The sequence below is a fragment of the Chryseobacterium sp. genome, assembly GCF_019236175.1.
Classification (GTDB): domain Bacteria; phylum Bacteroidota; class Bacteroidia; order Flavobacteriales; family Weeksellaceae; genus Chryseobacterium.
The window spans coordinates 177,848-194,978 of record NZ_JAFAJM010000014.1 but is presented as its reverse complement, the minus strand read 5'-3'; the positions used below and the strand labels follow the sequence as shown (position 1 = coordinate 194,978).

15 protein-coding genes are annotated in these 17,131 nt (G+C 36.6%); 11 read left to right on the top strand and 4 right to left on the bottom strand.

Annotation, left to right across the window (positions count from 1 at the left end; translation table 11 throughout):
• Positions 1-45 precede the first annotated feature (45 nt).
• Together JO178_RS11915 and JO178_RS11910 are read left to right on the top strand one after the other, a co-directional pair.
• A complete protein-coding gene (locus JO178_RS11915; RefSeq protein ID WP_291935724.1) occupies positions 46-1,008 on the top strand; it encodes a T9SS type A sorting domain-containing protein in 963 nt (320 codons plus the stop codon).
• 195 nt (positions 1,009-1,203) lie between these two features.
• Complete coding sequence (locus JO178_RS11910; RefSeq protein ID WP_291935722.1) at positions 1,204-2,739, top strand: YifB family Mg chelatase-like AAA ATPase; 1,536 nt, start codon at positions 1,204-1,206, stop codon at positions 2,737-2,739.
• A gap of 119 nt (positions 2,740-2,858) precedes the next feature.
• On the opposite strand, the gene JO178_RS11905 is transcribed toward JO178_RS11910, so the two are convergent.
• On the bottom strand, positions 2,859-4,076 hold the full coding sequence (locus JO178_RS11905) for a spondin domain-containing protein (protein WP_291935718.1): 1,218 nt from the start codon (positions 4,074-4,076) through the stop codon (positions 2,859-2,861).
• Between the two features lie 242 nt (positions 4,077-4,318).
• Here JO178_RS11905 and JO178_RS11900 point away from each other — a divergent pair, with 242 nt between their 5' ends.
• Positions 4,319-4,618: a hypothetical protein gene (locus tag JO178_RS11900; RefSeq protein WP_291935717.1), complete on the top strand. Its 300-nt coding sequence runs from the start codon at positions 4,319-4,321 to the stop codon at positions 4,616-4,618.
• A gap of 3 nt (positions 4,619-4,621) precedes the next feature.
• Here the strand turns inward: JO178_RS11900 and JO178_RS11895 are convergent, their stop codons facing one another.
• On the bottom strand, positions 4,622-5,098 hold the full coding sequence (locus tag JO178_RS11895) for a YdeI/OmpD-associated family protein (protein WP_291935715.1): 477 nt from the start codon (positions 5,096-5,098) through the stop codon (positions 4,622-4,624).
• A gap of 76 nt (positions 5,099-5,174) precedes the next feature.
• Positions 5,175-7,379 (bottom strand): S46 family peptidase, encoded by a 2,205-nt coding sequence (locus JO178_RS11890; protein ID WP_291935714.1) that lies wholly within the window; start codon positions 7,377-7,379, stop codon positions 5,175-5,177.
• 85 nt (positions 7,380-7,464) lie between these two features.
• On the opposite strand from JO178_RS11890, the gene JO178_RS11885 reads away from it, so the two are divergent.
• Positions 7,465-7,899, top strand: a complete 435-nt coding sequence (locus tag JO178_RS11885) for an META domain-containing protein (RefSeq protein WP_291935712.1) — start codon at positions 7,465-7,467, stop codon at positions 7,897-7,899.
• Between the two features lie 354 nt (positions 7,900-8,253).
• On the opposite strand, the gene JO178_RS11880 is transcribed toward JO178_RS11885, so the two are convergent.
• Positions 8,254-8,961, bottom strand: a complete 708-nt coding sequence (locus JO178_RS11880) for a LytTR family DNA-binding domain-containing protein (protein WP_291935710.1) — start codon at positions 8,959-8,961, stop codon at positions 8,254-8,256.
• 200 nt (positions 8,962-9,161) lie between these two features.
• On the opposite strand from JO178_RS11880, the gene hflX reads away from it, so the two are divergent.
• From hflX to JO178_RS11845, 7 genes are all read left to right on the top strand, one after another.
• Positions 9,162-10,385: a GTPase HflX gene (gene hflX / locus JO178_RS11875; protein WP_291935708.1), complete on the top strand. Its 1,224-nt coding sequence runs from the start codon at positions 9,162-9,164 to the stop codon at positions 10,383-10,385.
• Between the two features lie 59 nt (positions 10,386-10,444).
• On the top strand, positions 10,445-11,014 hold the full coding sequence (locus tag JO178_RS11870; RefSeq protein WP_291935706.1) for a DUF4919 domain-containing protein: 570 nt from the start codon (positions 10,445-10,447) through the stop codon (positions 11,012-11,014).
• 22 nt (positions 11,015-11,036) lie between these two features.
• Complete coding sequence (locus tag JO178_RS11865; RefSeq protein WP_291935704.1) at positions 11,037-12,323, top strand: sodium:proton antiporter; 1,287 nt, start codon at positions 11,037-11,039, stop codon at positions 12,321-12,323.
• An 18-nt stretch (positions 12,324-12,341) separates the two neighbouring features.
• Positions 12,342-13,061: a DNA alkylation repair protein gene (locus JO178_RS11860; RefSeq protein ID WP_291935701.1), complete on the top strand. Its 720-nt coding sequence runs from the start codon at positions 12,342-12,344 to the stop codon at positions 13,059-13,061.
• 127 nt (positions 13,062-13,188) lie between these two features.
• The gene (locus JO178_RS11855) at positions 13,189-13,857 is read left to right on the top strand and encodes a hypothetical protein (RefSeq protein ID WP_291935698.1); all 669 of its coding nucleotides are present in this window, start codon (positions 13,189-13,191) and stop codon (positions 13,855-13,857) included.
• Positions 13,858-13,874: 17 nt separating this feature from the next.
• Complete coding sequence (locus JO178_RS11850) at positions 13,875-15,893, top strand: hypothetical protein (RefSeq protein ID WP_291935694.1); 2,019 nt, start codon at positions 13,875-13,877, stop codon at positions 15,891-15,893.
• On the top strand, positions 15,894-17,129 hold the full coding sequence (locus JO178_RS11845) for a hypothetical protein (RefSeq protein ID WP_291935690.1): 1,236 nt from the start codon (positions 15,894-15,896) through the stop codon (positions 17,127-17,129).
• Positions 17,130-17,131 lie beyond the last annotated feature (2 nt).

The following is a 17,131-nucleotide window of genomic DNA, read 5'->3' as shown; positions in this document are numbered from 1 at the left end:
GTATTTAATCACAACAACAACAACATCAATCTTAAATGTTTATATATGAAAACAAAATTAATTTTTTTTGCTTTCTTACTTGGTATTCTGAGTATAAAAGCACAATGTAACCCTAGCATTACCAGTCCCAGACTCGGAGTGAAATTTCCGGATAAAATCCTTTTTTGCAATACAGAAACGGAAGTGCTCTCTACGCAGTCTTTTGGAAGTTATCAATGGTACAAACAGGAATGGACATGGCAGACGCCCAATAATAATCCCTGGATAGCAATCCCCGGAGCAACTTCCCAACAGCTGACTATTGACGGGAGTAATGATCAGCTGTATTATTTTAAAGTTGCCGTTGCTCTGGGAGACTGTACTGCAGAAAGCCCCGCAATTATGGCAGACGGATTTGCATATGGCTTACCGTCTATGATTTCTACATTTACTCCGGGAACCTATGAGCAGGTAGATGGTGGAGAATTTAATATATGCACAGGTGCATCCGTAAAATTTGAAGATACTTTTCCTCTTGTATACGGGGTTCACACCTGGTACAAATGTTTTCCGGGTAATATCCCGCCGGTTACCGGAGATGCCTGTATTATCAGTGGAGCTACCGGAGATTCCTATACCGCAACAGAATCTGGAGAATACGGGTTTTATGCCTGTACGGAATATTGCCCGGACCAGTGTGAGTTCTTAGGGACCAACTCATTCATAAAACTCAATTTTGGAAACTGGGAATTTTGCGGGGAGCTGGGAACAGGAGAAACAAAGGCTAAGGATAACAATCTGAAAATTTATCCGAATCCTACCACTCAGTTTCTTTATATCGGAAAAGAATCAGATAAGATATATCCTGAGGTTTCCGTCATAGATATGTCCGGAAAAATAGTGTTACAGAAAAAGGATCATCAGTATAGTCAGGCTATTGATGTAAGTCGTCTTGTACCTGGAAACTATCTCATTGTTTCTAAAAGTGCAGACGGAAAAGTTTATAAAAATAAGTTCATAAAAAAATAGAGATTAAATAATCTTTTCGTTAGTTTAATAATGGTTAGATCGGTACAGAGTTTTTCTTTGTACCGATTTTATTATTTTGTAATCATTTCAGTTTGTTGATATTGTTTATGTTGTATTTATTTTGTTTGAATAATTTTAATGAAAAACCAGATTGCCTAAAATAACATATTAGCTACATTTACTTCAAAAAACACCATGTTGATAAAAATTTACGGAAGCGCCATTCACGGAGTTGCAGCGCAGACGATTACCATTGAAGTCAATATAGATACAGGCGGGGTAGGCTATCATCTTGTAGGGCTGCCCGATAATGCAATTAAAGAGAGCAGTTACAGAATCTCTGCGGCCCTTAAAAATGTAGGCTATAAAATTCCCGGGAAGAAGATTACCATTAATATGGCACCTGCAGATTTAAGGAAGGAAGGGTCTGCCTATGATCTTAGTATTGCTATAGGAATCCTTACCGCTTCGGATCAGATTCTGGCTGAAGATGCCCAGCATTATATTATTATGGGGGAGCTTTCACTGGACGGAAGCCTTCAGCCGATCAAAGGGGTACTTCCCATTGCTATTCAGGCCAGAGAAGAAGGTTTTAAGGGAATTATTCTTCCGGTCCAGAATGCCCGTGAAGCAGCTATTGTTAATGATCTTGAGGTATATGGAGTCGAAAATATTAAAGAAGTTATTGACTTCTTTAATGAAGGAAAGCCGCTGGAAAAAATGATATTGGATACCCGTAAAGAATTTCATGAGAAAATTAATGATTTTCCTTTTGATTTCTCGGAGGTAAAAGGGCAGGAAACGGCCAAAAGAGCGATGGAAGTAGCAGCAGCAGGAGGGCATAATATTATCCTCATCGGCCCTCCGGGTAGTGGAAAGACGATGTTGGCGAAAAGGGTTCCCAGTATTTTACCACCGCTGACGCTGAAAGAAGCTTTAGAAACTACCAAAATACATTCTGTAGCCGGAAAAATCGGTGCAGAAGCCTCATTGATGACAGTCCGCCCCTTCAGATCACCCCATCATACCATTTCGGATGTAGCACTGGTGGGAGGCGGAAGCTATCCGCAGCCGGGAGAAATTTCTCTGGCTCATAATGGCGTATTATTTCTCGATGAAATGCCTGAATTTAAAAGAACAGTGCTGGAGGTAATGAGACAACCTTTGGAAGACCGGGAGGTTACTATTTCAAGAGCAAGGTTTACGGTAAATTATCCTGCAAGTTTTATGCTCGTTGCCTCTATGAATCCCAGTCCCAGTGGTTTTTTTCCTGATGATCCCAACAATACTTCTTCCGTTTACGAAATGCAGCGCTATATGAATAAACTTTCCGGACCGCTCTTAGATCGTATTGATATTCATATTGAGGTTCAGAAAGTAGAATTTGAACAGCTCTCAGAAAAGAGAAAAGGTGAAAAAAGTAAAGACATAAGAGAACGTGTCCTAAAGGCGAGAGATATTCAAAATGAACGCTATAAAGAGCTTAATATGAGTTGCAATGCCCAGATCGGGCCCAAAGAAATTGAAGCATTTTGTGAACTGGATGAAACCTCCTTCAATCTTATCAAACTGGCCATGGAAAAACTAAACCTTTCTGCCAGAGCCTATGACCGGATTCTGAAAGTTGCCCGAACAATAGCGGATCTTGAAGAATCGGAGAAAATACTTTCCTATCATATTTCTGAAGCAATCCAATACAGAAGTTTAGACCGGGAGTTCTGGAATGGGTGATAATATAATTCTATTTATATGGCCAAACCAGACTATATTAATTAAAAGCTAAGGCGATAATTAAAGGCCGGAATACGTTTCCAGCCTTTCTCTTTTAAATTTATGTTTTATGGGATGACTTAGTTGATGGTAACCTTGATTACATTCTGTACTGCAGGAACCGGATATTGATTTCCTACTTTATCAATTATTTTGCTTTCACTCTGTGGAGTTCCTCCGAATAATGCCTGATTATTTCCTGCACCGGGATATTGATCAACTCCCGTTCCCGAATCAAATAATGAAGTCTTTGCAGTAACATCACCCTGCGTATTGGCATCAATATCCTGATCGTTGGCATAAAACCAGTCGTTGGAAAATCCAAACATCGTTACATAGGCAATTTTATCTCCCGGATCAGCATTAATTCTGGCTGTAATTTTATTGCCTGGAGGTACAGGTGCATTTCCTGCAATAAATACTCCCTTAACATTCGGGAAAGATTTTAAACTGTTTTGAAGTTTAGTTACATTTCCTGTCTGAGCAATCTCTTTTAGCCCCATTCCGGTATCATTTTTTCCTGCTTCATAAATAGGGTTTTTATTACCCCGATAGACTACAATCAGTGCAGGGGAAAGCCCTGTAATAATACCGGTTTCATTATTAAGCTTTGTCTTCATTTTAGTAATATTTCCCATTTGGGCTATATCGGTAATTTCCGGATTTGATAAAGTACCGGGCATGAAGAAAGGAGTTTCGTTCAGTAGTTTGGATCCATTGTAATTGGAAACAGCCCATACTCCCGGGGAGAAAGGTGTTGTATTTGCGGTTCCTCCTGAAGTATTGGTGATGGTAAGCGTAAATTCAGAAGAAACAGCATTGAATGTGAGGTTGATTTTCATGAGTTTAGAGGCATCTACACCCGGTACCTCTGCAATAGTTTTGCTTTCAGGCTGTCCTGTCACATTATCTTTTGTTCCGTTATCCCATAATAAAACATCAGAAGAAACATCTCCGGTTCTGGCATTTCCGCTATTGTCAAAGAGCTTTATTCCAGGTTGCTTAGAAGCGAAAAACCAGTCTTTAGATGCTCCGTACATGGTAGTCAGCATCAACGCCTGAGCCTTTCCGGCACTGAATGTAATGGAAACCGATTCTCCGGGCATAATTACCGGTTGTGCTGTTCCTTGAAAACTTCCGCTTTCTACATAATTTTTAGGGACAACAACATTTTCAAATGTGATGTTTTTCTGAAAGGAAACATCTTCCGCCCTATTATGATCAGAATCATTACATGAATAAAGGCTAAAAGCAGCGGTAATTCCTATTGCTGTCATTTTTAAAAAGTTCTTTTTCATAAGTTCATTTTTTAAAGTTATAACTGTGCTGAAACTATAGTCGGAAGCTTTTTAAAATCCTGACAGGAAATAAACAGATAGTTGGGTGTTTTTTTTATTAATATTTGGTAATCAGTTGTTTATTTTTTGGTTTGCATGAAGTGAATTTAAGAAATAATGCGTCGAGTTCTGTCGTAATGTACAGAGATATTTGCCGTAGAAATAAAATTGAGTTTTAAAACCTATAATCAAAAAATATAAAAATGAATAGTTTTATTGTTTTAGCAAAAAAGTTTGTCGCTAATGAAAGTGCAGTCGTAGATATTAAAGCATTTAAATTTGGAAGTCAACTGAAATCATTGGTTTTTCAAAATAAAACGGGACAGTTGGCAGAGTTTTCATGGCAAAAAAATGCAGTTCCTGATCGTATGGCAACGACAGGTTATTTTAAGGAAGTTACGAATGATCTGGGGGTAAAGATTGCCCACTATGATGGATTTATAACGATAACCAACGGTGGTGGAAATCAATATCTGAAGGCAGAATTAAAAAGCTTCGTATAAAAACTAGATTCCTTTTTTGCCGTCCAAAATCATCCGGACCATTTTAGTCTTTCTGTTCTCTCTTGTTTCCGGTTTTTTAGCCTCTTCAATCCAGCGGATATATTCCTTTCTGTGGGTATAGCTCATTGCATCAAAGCGTATTTTCACGGCTGGGTTTTGAGTAAAGACCAACGCTATATCTTCTGCAATTTCAATAAGCCTTTCTTCCTTATCTTCAATAAGAGAGACAGAAACCTCATCCCCGAAAGTTTTTTTAAGCTGTTTTCTCACTTCCTGGGTTAAGCCCAGAATATGACAGTCTGTTTTCATTTTGGCCAGGCTTCCCCGGTATTCTACTTTGTTGTCAAAAACGGCTTTGATTTTCACCAGCCCCTTTTTATTGAATAATTCTTCTGTAGAAAAAGGAAACTCCACAAAAGCGGCATTTATTTCTCCATTTTGTTTTATGATGGCATTAAATTCTATTGCTGGGGCATTCATATAAAATGTTTTATGATTCAAAAATAAAAAAACCGTGAAAGTAAATTCCACGGTTTTAAAAATATATCAGAAAAGATTATTTTTTCTTCGATTTCTTAGGTGTTGTTGTCGTCCCTGAGTTTTTTGTTTTTGTATCGGCAGGAGTATTTTCATCTCTCACAAGTTTTAACTCATCAACGAGTCTTCTTGCACCTGCAAATTTGTCAATTGTCCAAAGAACAAAACGAACATCTACATTGATTGTTTTTTGCCATTCCGGTTCAAATACAATATCACCACTCAATGCTTCACTGTTTCCGTCGAAAGCAAGACCGATAAGGTTTCCGTCACCATCAATTACAGGTGAACCGGAATTACCACCGGTAATATCATTATTAGAAAGGAAGTTGACAGGCATATAACCTGCAGCATCAGCGTACTGGCCAAAATCTTTAAGGTTATAAAGATCAATCACTCTTTGAGGCAGATCAAATTCTTCATCACCCTTCTTGTATTTACCTACAAGACCAGTCATATCTGTATAATAGTTATCGGTAATACCGAAATAATTTCTGTCATTTCTGATAGGAAGCTTATCTACAGTACCATAAGTAAGTCTCATTGTAGAATTAGCATCCGGATAGAATTTTTTCTCAGGCATAGCCTTCATTAATCCTGCTAAGAATAGACGGCTGTTTTTAGCAAAGTTATCATCTACTTTAACATATCTTTCAGCACTCATTTTCTGATCGGCAGCGAGTCCGTTGGTTGCTTTCCAAAGTGGATCAGCATCCAGTTTCAGGGCATCAGGATTTAATAAGAAGTTTGTTGCAGAAGTCTTGTTAGCAAAAATTGAAGAATAAGCTAAGTTAGAAACGGTTTTAGCATCTAAGCCTAAGATGGTAGCAGAAGCAACATCTTTATTTACTCTTGCCTGGTAAAGGCTGGTCATCGCAGCAAGCATCTCACCCTCCAGGGCAGGACTGAAATTTTCATAAGCCGCTTTAATTGCAGCTTCTGTTTTAGCTTTCATAGCCAGTCTTCCCTGCATATCCTGAGCAGCATAAGCTTTAAGTACAGATCCTACTTGCTGAGCAAGAGAAAGATATTTGGCATTTCTAGAGAATTGTGAAGCATAGTTTTTTTCAACATTTCTGTCAGAAGTTTGTTTATAATAAGCTCCAATTTCTTCTAAAACACCATCATACATGTTATTTGCCGGTAAAGCAGCCCATGCCTTGAATGTTGATTCAATTTTTTTCTTATCAGTAATGGTTCCGTTTTTCTCAACAGCATCAATTGTCCCTTGTCTGTTTTTCCAGTAGTTGGCCACAGAAGCATATTGAGAAGCATAATTAAGCTGTGTTGCTTTATCTTTATTCATATACTTCTTCATAACATCCATTGCTGTTTTAGAAGCCTCAACCCAAGCCGGATAATCTTTGTTTACCATTTGCTGGATTCCGTAAGAAGTCAGGTAACGGTTTGTTCTACCAGGATATCCTAAGATCATGGAGAAATCACCAGGCTTAACCCCTTTAAGAGAAACCGGAAGGAAGTGCTTAGGTTTCAATGGGGTATTACTTGGAGAATATTCAGCAGGATTTCCCGCAGCATCAGCATATACTCTGAAAACAGTAAAGTCTGCAGTGTGTCTCGGCCACTCCCAGTTGTCTGTATCACCTCCAAACTTTCCTAATGATGAAGGTGGAGCTCCCACTAATCTGATATCTTTATAATCCTGATATACGAAATAGTAAAATTCATTTCCGTTAAAGAAATCTCTTACTACTACCGTATATTTTCCGTTTTCAGAGTTTTCTGTCTGAATAGCTTTAGTCTCAGCATCAATAACAGCTTTTCTCTCTTCTCCGGTCATATTGTCGTTGAGTTTGGAGGTGATTCTCTTAGTCGCATCATCCATTCTCACTAAAAATCTTACATAAAGACCTTTTGCGTTGAATTCGTCTTTTTGTTTCATCGCCCAGAAACCATTCTTCAAATAGTCTTTTTCCGGAGTAGAAGCAGCTGCAACAGCGCCATAACCACAGTGATGGTTGGTGAATATAAGTCCTTTATCAGAAACAATTTCACCGGTACAGAATCCTCCGAAGCTTACGATAGCATCTTTTAAGCTGGAATTGTTTACTGAATAAATTTCTTCAGGCGTCAGATGTAGACCCTCTTTTTGCATATCAACACTGTTAAGTCTTTTGATGAGCATTAGCAGCCACATCCCCTCATCCGCCCTCATTTGAGCAAAGCTCAACAAGAAAGTGAATAGTAGAAATAGTCTTTTCATTTTATAAAAAATTTTTGTGTTGCTAATTTACTAATTTTTACGAGATTCAGTCCCGGATTGGTATGAAAATGGGATGATAATCGCCATGAAAAAGATACTATTACCACTTTTTAGCGTTTTATTTTTAGGACTTGCCTTAAATTGCTCAGCAGTTCCGGATAAAAACCCGGCACTTCAAAGACAATGGATGCTGGTTTCTTTCGACGGTTTTACAAAAGATCAGCTGATCGCCAATAAAGCAGAGATCAACCTGACTTCTGCAATGGATGGAAGTAAAATACAGGGGAGTGCCTATATGGGATGTAACAGGATGTCTTTTATTTCCGAATTTAAAAAAGAAGGACATATAAAAATTTCGAAAGGAGTGAGCACAATGAAAGCCTGCCAGAATATGGATCTTGAAAATGCATTCCAGAGAAAATTTGATACGATGACAAAATATTCTGTAGAAGGACATTTTCTTACATTATCTGATGACCAGGGGCATTCAATGAAGTTTGTTGCTGCAGATTGGGATTAATGTAAATTAATATCTTTAACATCACAATAAAAGTCCGCCGTTTAGCGGACTTCTTTTGTTTGAAAAATCTAGACTGGTTATCAGCTTTTGGGATTATTAGTTTTTATTTGTGTTCCTAGAATTTTTTAGATATCAATAGTTTGTGGCTTTTTAAGATTCTCAATCCATTTCTTTAAAAGAAGATAGTTCAGTTAAAGAGCTATAGAAATATTTTGATGACCAATAAGAGGTTTTTCAAATTACTTTTTTGGGAAGACTAAATTACCAACTATAAGTATCTGATCGCAGAAAAATAGACCAACAGCAGAATTAATAGACCAACGTCACCCAGTGAATTCTTCCTGGAATGTACATTTAAAGTTCAAAAAAAGAAAGGTTCCCCCGGTAGGTTCTCCCTATAGGAAGTTTGATCTGATGGATCAGTTCTATTTCATGACAGTTTTTTCCCCGGATAATATGGCGGGGCACTGCATAGCTGCGGTGTATTCTGACAAAAGAATTAAAAAAATCTTTATGAAGAACATTCCCCAGAGAATCCAGAATACAATGGTTTTTTTCCAGGGTGATAATCCGGGTATAATCCTTTAAAGCTTCCAGATATAAGATATCTGTTTTCCGGATCTGAGAAATAGTTCCGCTTTCTTTTATTTTGATAAAGTTTTCTTCAAACATGGCGTCATAACAATCACATTTTTCTTTTACTGTAAAGAAATCAAAAAGCCTCAGCATGGAATGATGAAATCTTTCTGAATTTAAAGGTTTTGTAATGAAATCCAAAGTATTGATCTCAAATACAGAAGCAGCCAGCTCAGGATGAGAACTTATAAAAATACAGGCAGGGATTTTATGAGCTAATTTTCTGAATTCCAGACCGCTCATGCCTTTAAAAGAAGTTTCGGTGATAAGAAGATCAACCGGAGATTCAAGGTATGGGACTGCTTTTTCCACAGCATTAAAGGAGGCGACAATTTCTATATTTTCATATTGTCTGATGTAATGCTGGAGAACCAGCCTGTCCAGTTCATTATCATCAATAATCATACACTTAATATGGGTAATCATGATCTTCCGGAAATTAGTTAGACTTTGTTAATTTAAAAGTTTCAAAATCAGAAAATTATGATCTAAAGTTATTGATTTTTTATCAGGAATAGAAGATCTGACTTAAAATTATATTAAAAAATGGTATTATATAAAAATTGATTTTGTTTTTTTTCTGAAAAATATTATCTTGTAAAAATCATAAACATAGCAAGAACTTAATGTTAGAAAAGAAAGAACATAATTATGAGAAAGCAGTCTTGGTGGGGGTTATTACCCAAAATCAGGATGAGGATAAACTAGTGGAATATATGGATGAACTAGAATTCTTGGCTTTCACAGCAGGCGCAACCGTACAAAAGCGCTTCACTCAAAAATTAACACAACCGGATTCCAAAACCTTTATCGGAAGCGGAAAGGCACTTGAGATAAAAGAATATGTAAAAGAAAATGAGATCGGAACCGTCATTTTTGATGATGAGCTTTCTCCTTCGCAGCTTAAAAATCTGGAACGAGAAATGGAAGTTAAAATTTTGGATCGTACCAATCTTATTCTTGATATTTTTGCCCAGCGTGCCCAGACTTCTTATGCCAGAACACAGGTAGAATTAGCACAATATCAATATTTATTGCCACGACTGACAAGAATGTGGACCCACCTTGAGCGTCAGAAAGGGGGAATCGGAATGAGAGGACCTGGTGAAACGGAGATTGAAACTGACCGTCGTATTATCCGTGACAGAATTACCCTGTTGAAAGATAAACTGAAAACGATAGACAAACAAATGGCAACACAACGAAACAATCGTGGAAAAGTCGTTCGTGCAGCATTAGTAGGGTATACCAATGTCGGAAAATCTACCCTGATGAATTCTTTGTCAAAATCTGAAGTATTTGCAGAAAATAAATTGTTTGCTACACTGGATACCACGGTGCGAAAAGTAGTAATCGGAAATCTGCCATTTTTGCTTACGGACACAGTAGGATTTATCAGGAAGCTACCCACTCAGTTGGTAGAATCTTTCAAATCCACTTTGGATGAGGTTCGTGAAGCAGATCTTTTGATTCATGTTGTGGATATTTCCCATGAAAGTTTTGAAGATCATATAGCCTCTGTAAATCAGATTTTAATGGAGATCAATGCGCATCAGAAACCTATGATCATGGTTTTCAATAAAATTGATGATTTCAGTTATGAGAAAAAAGAAGAAGACGATTTGACGCCGTCATCCCGTAAAAATGTTTCTCTTGAAGAATGGAAAAAAACATGGATGGCAAAATCCAAGTATCCGACAGTTTTTATTTCAGCTTTAACAAAAGAAAACTTCCCGGAAATGAAAAAACTGATCTATGACGAGGTCATGAAAATTCATATTTCGAGATTTCCATACAATGATTTCCTTTTCGAATATTTCGATAACGATGAGGAAGAAAACAATAAATAATGAAATATCACTTTTTCCTTCTGTTCATTTTATTTTCGGCTTTTGGGTTCAGCCAAAAATTGAAAGTTGATTTTAAAGCCATTGAGAAAAGTATCAAAAAGGCTGACTCTCCGTATAATTATGACAAGCTTATCTTTAAATACAAAGGGTTTCCAAGATCTTTAGACAGTATAGAATCACAATATCTGTATTATGGGAGAAACTTCAGAAATGATAAGATCGATACTTCTGATGAACGTTTCAAAAACCTGGCGGAGGCTTTTAAACAAAATAATTTTGAAGAGTGTATCAAGCAGGGAAAAGCTTTGTATGACAAAGATCCTACCAATTTGGATGTTCTGCTGATTCTTCTCAGGGCCTACGACTCTCTAAAAGACGGGAACAACTTTATGCACCATCTGAGCCAGTTCCGTGCACTGGCGGACGGTATAAAGAGCTCCGGAGACGGAAAGTCTGAAAAGACAGCTTACCTGGTCAATTCAGTAGGGGATGAGTATATTTTATTGAATATTCTCAATATCGGACAAGACTATACAAGAGGTTCAGTACCCGCTAAAGACGGGATGTTTGATGTCTGGGAAAAAGAAGGTAGCAAAACTTATATTAAAGTATTGTACTTAAATTTATAAACCTAAACCTAAAAAACACTTAGTGGAATTATATTATTCATTTTCAGCATTAATCGTACTTGCATCCATATTTGCATATCTTAATTACAGATTTTTAAAACTTCCCAGTACTATTGGAATTATGGTCATTGCTATTGTGGTGTCTATTTTTCTGGTAATGTTTGGAGAAACAGTACTTCCAAGAACATTTGGGCATCTCAATAATCTTATGGAAAGTATTGATTTTACAGAAATCCTGATGGGAGCGATGCTTAATTTTCTTCTTTTTGCAGGAGGAATTCATATTAATATTAATGATCTCAAGGAACAATTTAGACCTGTATTGATATTTTCCACTGTAGGAGTCGTAATTTCCACATTTGTGGTAGGTTTTGGAATGTTTTATCTTTTACCTTTAGTAGGGATTAAACTGCCTTTTATATACTGTCTTGTGTTTGGAGCATTGATTTCTCCTACCGATCCGGTAGCGGTTTTAAGTGTTCTGAAGCAGGCAAATGTTTCCAAATCACTGGAGACAAAAGTGGCCGGAGAATCTCTTTTTAATGACGGTATGGCGGTTGTGGTCTTTACAGTAGTCCTTCAGCTTGCCATCGGGAAAGAAGTGGATTTAGGAGTTGAAAATATCGGATTACTTTTGCTTCATGAAGCAGGTGGTGGTATTTTATTAGGTGTTTTGCTGGGATGGGTAACTTCAAGACTGATGCGTGAAGTGGATGATTATATTATTTCCGTATTGGTCACACTTTCTGTTGTCATGGGTGGTTATCTTATTGCAAGGCAGATGCACATTTCAGGACCACTGACCATGGTGGCGGCCGGTCTGTTTATGGGTAATTTTAACAGGAACTTTAAAATGAAATCTGTTACTCAGGACTATCTGATTAAATTCTGGGAGCTGATTGATGAAATTCTGAATGCCGTATTATTCCTGTTTATCGGATTCGAGCTCTTAATGATCAAAGATCTGAAGCATTTCATGATTCCTGGTTTGCTGGCTATTTTCGTAGTACTGTTTGCCAGATTTATTTCCATTTGGGGACCTACAAAGTTTACCTCCTTAAGGAAGAGTTTTAGCCCGCAAACGGTAAAAGTATTGGTCTGGGGAGGAATCCGTGGCGGAGTTTCTATTGCGTTGGCCCTGTCTATCCCTAAAAGTGAGTACAGTGAAATTATTTTAAGTATCACCTATTGTGTAGTTGTTTTCTCTATTATTGTTCAGGGGCTTACCATTGCTAAAGTGGCTAATCCTAAACAGATTGTGAAGGAAGAGGAAGAACAGGAGAATACTATTTTAGAAGATAAAGCTTAATTTTTTTAAATAAAGGTTATGAGCAGTATTGTTAAAGAAATTCGGGAAGCTCTTGCTGTTTTATCAATTCCTGAAAAAGCTGAGTTTTTTCCAAAGTTTTTTAAAACAGGTGAGGGAGAATATGGCGAAGGTGATTTGTTTTTGGGAGTTAAGGTTCCGGATCAGAGATCTGTGGCGAAGGAATACTATTCTAAAATTGATTTAAAAAAATTGAGTGAGCTGCTTTCTTCACAATACCATGAACACAGGCTTACCGCACTTTTTATACTGATTTTAAAATTTGAAAAAACAAAGGATCCGATTGTAAAAAATGATGTCATAACTTTTTATCTGAACCATCTTCCTTATATCAATAACTGGGATCTTGTGGATTCAAGCTGCTATAAAATTCTGGGCAGATATGCCTTTGAAAACCGAAAGGAAGATCTTCTCAGAGACCTTTCCCTGTCTGAAGAGATGTGGCATAAGAGAATAGCCGTAGTAGGAACCATGCATTATGTGAAGAAAGGGTCCTATGACCTGACCAAGGAATTTGTAACAAGAAATCTGACCCACTCCCATGACCTCATGCACAAAGCAAACGGATGGTTGCTGCGCGAAATGGGAAATAAAAATGAAGCGGAACTGATCAGGTATCTGAACATATATTACAAAGATATGCCAAGAACCTGTCTTAGGTATGCCATCGAAAAGCTGGATGAAAGTATAAGACAGGATTATCTTAAAGGACGTATTTAAATAAGCACGGAACAATCTGGTGTTTGCCCTGAAAAACTAGCGGAAAACAGCTATTTATACTCAAAAATTCAAAGATTGTAAGAGTTTAAGCCCGAAATTGAGTAATTTTGTGGTTTTAAACCAGGTAATGAAAAATTTTTTCAGATTATTTCTTCTATGTATCCCCTTACTATTGCTGACAAGCTGTTTCGATATTCTCGATAAAGTAAATATAAAAGCTGACGGAACGGGAGAATATACCATTATTCTTAATGCCAGCAAAAGCAAAACAAGACTGGCTTCAATTTCCAAAATGGAAACCATCAATGGGAAAAAGGTTCCTAAAAAAGCTGAAATTGAAAATAAAATCAATGAAGCCGCAAAGGTTTTTAAAGCAACTCCCGGAATTACCAATGTGAAAACATCTGTGGATTTTGAAAATTATATCATCAAACTGAGCTGTAATTTCAAAAAAATTGAAAATATCAATGCAGGCCTGGAAAAACTTAAGGCCCAGAAAATATTGGGTAAAATGGTTCCGACACAGGTTTATAGCCAGAACTCTGAAAAAAAGACATTCATAAGAAATAAAGTGAATACGTTTAGAGAAGATTATGATAAGATGGGTAAGGCGGATAAGGAAGTGTTTAACGATGCGAAATATACTTCCATTATGCAGTTTGAGAATATCGTGAAATCACAAACCAATAGCAATTACGTACTTTCTCCCAACAAAAAGGCTCTCAAACTTGAGGCTGATATTCTGGATCTTATCCTTCAGAAAAAACAAATACAAAACACCATTCTTTTTCAATAAATTTCTAAACTATAGTCATGAAATCTATCTTATTAAAAACACAAAAAATTATTTTCTTAGCCTTTGGTTTTACACTGGCTTTTGCCCAAAACAGTATGAAAATTCCGTCTGATGCCGTATTTTATATGGAAGTCAACGGAAAACAGCTCAATAATAAAATCAACTGGAATAAACTGAATCCTTTACTTCATGAGCTGAGCAAAAAGAAGAACGAAACCCTTTCATGGACAGATTATTCCAAAACGGGAATCAAATATGATGCAGTTCAATATCATTACGCCAGTTTTAATGACTCTATTAAGACCTACAATACCCACTTTATTATTGATAACAAGGAAAAATTCCAGGAGTTCATTAATTCTGTAAAGAAAAAAGGGCAGGAAATTTCCAGCAGAAAAAACTATTCTTATATAGATCTCAATGACGATGTTTTTGTTGCATGGAACGGAAGTCGCGCGGTTCTTAGTATGATCAGCTATACCAGGCCCTATAAAGATCTTTGGACTACAGAGGCTGTGACAGACAGTATTGCCGTTGCTGTTGCCGACAGTGTTGCAACAGATGCCGCAGATACTCCCTATACGGATGAGCCGGAAAAACCTTTTAATTATAAGGAGGAAATTAAAAGCCTGAAAGAAGATATTAAGTACCTGAAAGAGAGTGTAAAAGATAATAATAACGAAATTGCAAGACTTCAGAAAGATATCAAATATCTGCAGAAGCATCATAAATATCCCGAAGAGAAGGTAAATCCTGAGTATCCTGAGAATGGAGAGGAAATGCCTGATACCACTTATGATGAAGAACAGGAAAAAGCTTTCCAGAAGGAGCAGGATTCTATCCGCCGGGAAAATTTCAAAATTGTTAAACAGAATGCCGAGAACAGGTTTGATCAATACTTTAGTTCAAATTTAGAAATTGAAGTTCCTAAAGAAATGCTGCTATTCAGGGATGCCAATTCTGATGTTTTTGTTTACACGGATTACGGAAAAATTGTAAATGAAGGAATTTATGGTAAAATGACCAAGTATTACAGCTATGAACAATTCTTCAAAAACATGTATGATTCTAACTATTCATACAATCTGTATTTTGATAAAGACAAAGTAAGACTTGTTAATCATTATCAGCATAAAAATGCCGATATTCAGAAGGATATATCAGCCATTTATAAGGGGAAGAAAAATAAGAAGCTGCTGAACCTTATCAATGAAAAAAGCGTAGGTTATTATGCAGTGAATGTCAACGGTGCTAAATGTTTTGATATGATGTACAGTCTTTTCCAGCATGCCGGAGAACATGAGTATAAAAAAGAAATGGAACTGATCATGGAAACAATGAAAATTGTTCTGGATGAAGAAGCCATTGCCAAAATTGCACCCGGAAACGGAATTTTTGTTTTAAACGAGCTGAAATCTAAGAAAGTAGAGTACACGGATTACGAATATGATGCTGATTTCAATGAAAAAGAGGTAAAGAAAACCAAAGAAATTGCTGTTCCTAATTTTACGTTTGCCTTTTCAACAGAGAACGAAGGATATTGGAATCGTATTTTTGATATGCTGGCTACAAATAAAAAGCTTTCAAAAAGATTCTCTAAAAAAGGGGACCTGTATATTTTTAAAGAGGAAAAAACCGGTGGATATATAGATCAGTTATTCTTCACTGTAAAAGACGGAGTTGTTTATCTGATGAGCTCCGCAGATAATATTTTACCTGTGAATCAATCTGATATTTCCAGAAAATGGGCTAAGGATTCTGCTAAATATCCTTTATCCGGAAGACTGGACATTCAGAAGCTTTTAACCGGTTTAGATAAGGAGTTCAAAAGTCCTAAAGAGAGAAAGACGCTTGATGCAGTCAGAAAAAATGTGGGAGAATTGTATTATAAGACAGAAGTAAATGGGGAAAGTATCCGGACTGAAATGAATTATAATATCAAAGATTCTTCAGAGAACAGTTTAATGTATTTCTTTGATATATTCGATCAGATTTTTAAAACAAAAGAGACCGAAAAGAAAGCACCCGTCTTATAGATGAAAAAGAAGATTATTGTCCCGTTACTTTTAATACTGGCTGTTGGAGTGTATTTTGTGGCTTTTCATAAAGATAAAAAGCTCAGATATATTCCGGACAATGCGGATGTCGTTGTTTTAATCGATACTAAAAAATTAACGGGACAATATATATTCAGCTTGGCAACACACCCTTCAGCATGGTCCGGAAGGGGAATAAAGACAAAAGATTCCGGTTTATTGAAAGATTCGGGAATCAGTATTCCGGATTTTTTACAGATCTTCCATGTTGAGGATACTAAGTTTTCTGAATGGTACAGTGTCTTAGAACTTAAGGACCTCAAAAAATTTTTTGTTTTTTTAAAAAAGCAAAAATTTACGGATAAAGGAAATAATCGTTTTCAGAAGGACCAGGTTTTTCTTATGATAGATGGAAATCGTTGTATTGCAGGGACTTCTGATCTGGCTTTTGATGTCATTCGTCAACGACTGTTTCAAACTTCTTCAAATTCTGTTTGGGATGCAGACCGCTTTATTCAAAATACACCGGGGAGTATTTCTTTTATTTCAGGACAGAAAGTTCAACGCTTTTCTGTTGCATTAAATAATGACGAAATTGAGATCACAAACCATTCAGCCCCGGAATTTTTTAATACTGTTGATTCAAAACTTAAGAAAGGAAATCACTTTCTGCAACTGGAGTTAGATAAAGAAAATTTCAGAAAATTTACCCGGTTTTTCAATAAAAGCATTGCCGATTCATCAGAAGCCATTTCCTTACAAGCTACCGCTGATCTTGAGCAGATCAATGATACCATTATCAGTTACGGATATGATGATAACTTTAATGAAATTGAAAAAAAGACTTTTCAGAAGATTACGCAGCCCGATTATATCATCAGTATCCAAAGCAATGATTCCCAAAGAACCCGGGAATATTTCCGGTCCAAAAAATGGATCAATAGTGAAAGTCAGTTCACAGCAATTCCTTTTCAGCCCAATAAAATCAGTCAGAATAATAATGAGGTTATTATAAAATCGACCAGAAAACCGGTCATGCTATCCCCTCAGCTAAAAGAAAATTATATTCTGATCAGAAATAATGCTTTGTGGTATTCATCTTTGAAAACGCTTAATAAAACAGAGAAAAAAATTATTTCTGAAATCGATTATGTGCTTTACCGGAATACATCAGAAAATTACTACATAAAAATAAAAGCGAAGAAAGGGGATTTACCCTTAATTTTACGGTGGTAATT

Bases quoted from the DNA above. Each gene is read 5' to 3' on its own strand.
- JO178_RS11900 (WP_291935717.1), top strand. From the start codon at position 4,319: ATGAATAGTTTTATTGTTTTAGCAAAAAAGTTTGTCGCTAATGAAAGT.
- JO178_RS11880 (WP_291935710.1), bottom strand. From the start codon at position 8,961: ATGATTACCCATATTAAGTGTATGATTATTGATGATAATGAACTGGAC.
- JO178_RS11885 (WP_291935712.1), top strand. From the start codon at position 7,465: ATGAAAAAGATACTATTACCACTTTTTAGCGTTTTATTTTTAGGACTT.
- JO178_RS11910 (WP_291935722.1), top strand. From the start codon at position 1,204: ATGTTGATAAAAATTTACGGAAGCGCCATTCACGGAGTTGCAGCGCAG.
- JO178_RS11915 (WP_291935724.1), top strand. From the start codon at position 46: ATGAAAACAAAATTAATTTTTTTTGCTTTCTTACTTGGTATTCTGAGT.
- JO178_RS11895 (WP_291935715.1), bottom strand. From the start codon at position 5,098: ATGAATGCCCCAGCAATAGAATTTAATGCCATCATAAAACAAAATGGA.
- hflX (WP_291935708.1), top strand. From the start codon at position 9,162: ATGTTAGAAAAGAAAGAACATAATTATGAGAAAGCAGTCTTGGTGGGG.
- JO178_RS11890 (WP_291935714.1), bottom strand. From the start codon at position 7,379: ATGAAAAGACTATTTCTACTATTCACTTTCTTGTTGAGCTTTGCTCAA.
- JO178_RS11845 (WP_291935690.1), top strand. From the start codon at position 15,894: ATGAAAAAGAAGATTATTGTCCCGTTACTTTTAATACTGGCTGTTGGA.
- JO178_RS11860 (WP_291935701.1), top strand. From the start codon at position 12,342: ATGAGCAGTATTGTTAAAGAAATTCGGGAAGCTCTTGCTGTTTTATCA.
- JO178_RS11905 (WP_291935718.1), bottom strand. From the start codon at position 4,076: ATGAAAAAGAACTTTTTAAAAATGACAGCAATAGGAATTACCGCTGCT.
- JO178_RS11855 (WP_291935698.1), top strand. From the start codon at position 13,189: ATGAAAAATTTTTTCAGATTATTTCTTCTATGTATCCCCTTACTATTG.
- JO178_RS11850 (WP_291935694.1), top strand. From the start codon at position 13,875: ATGAAATCTATCTTATTAAAAACACAAAAAATTATTTTCTTAGCCTTT.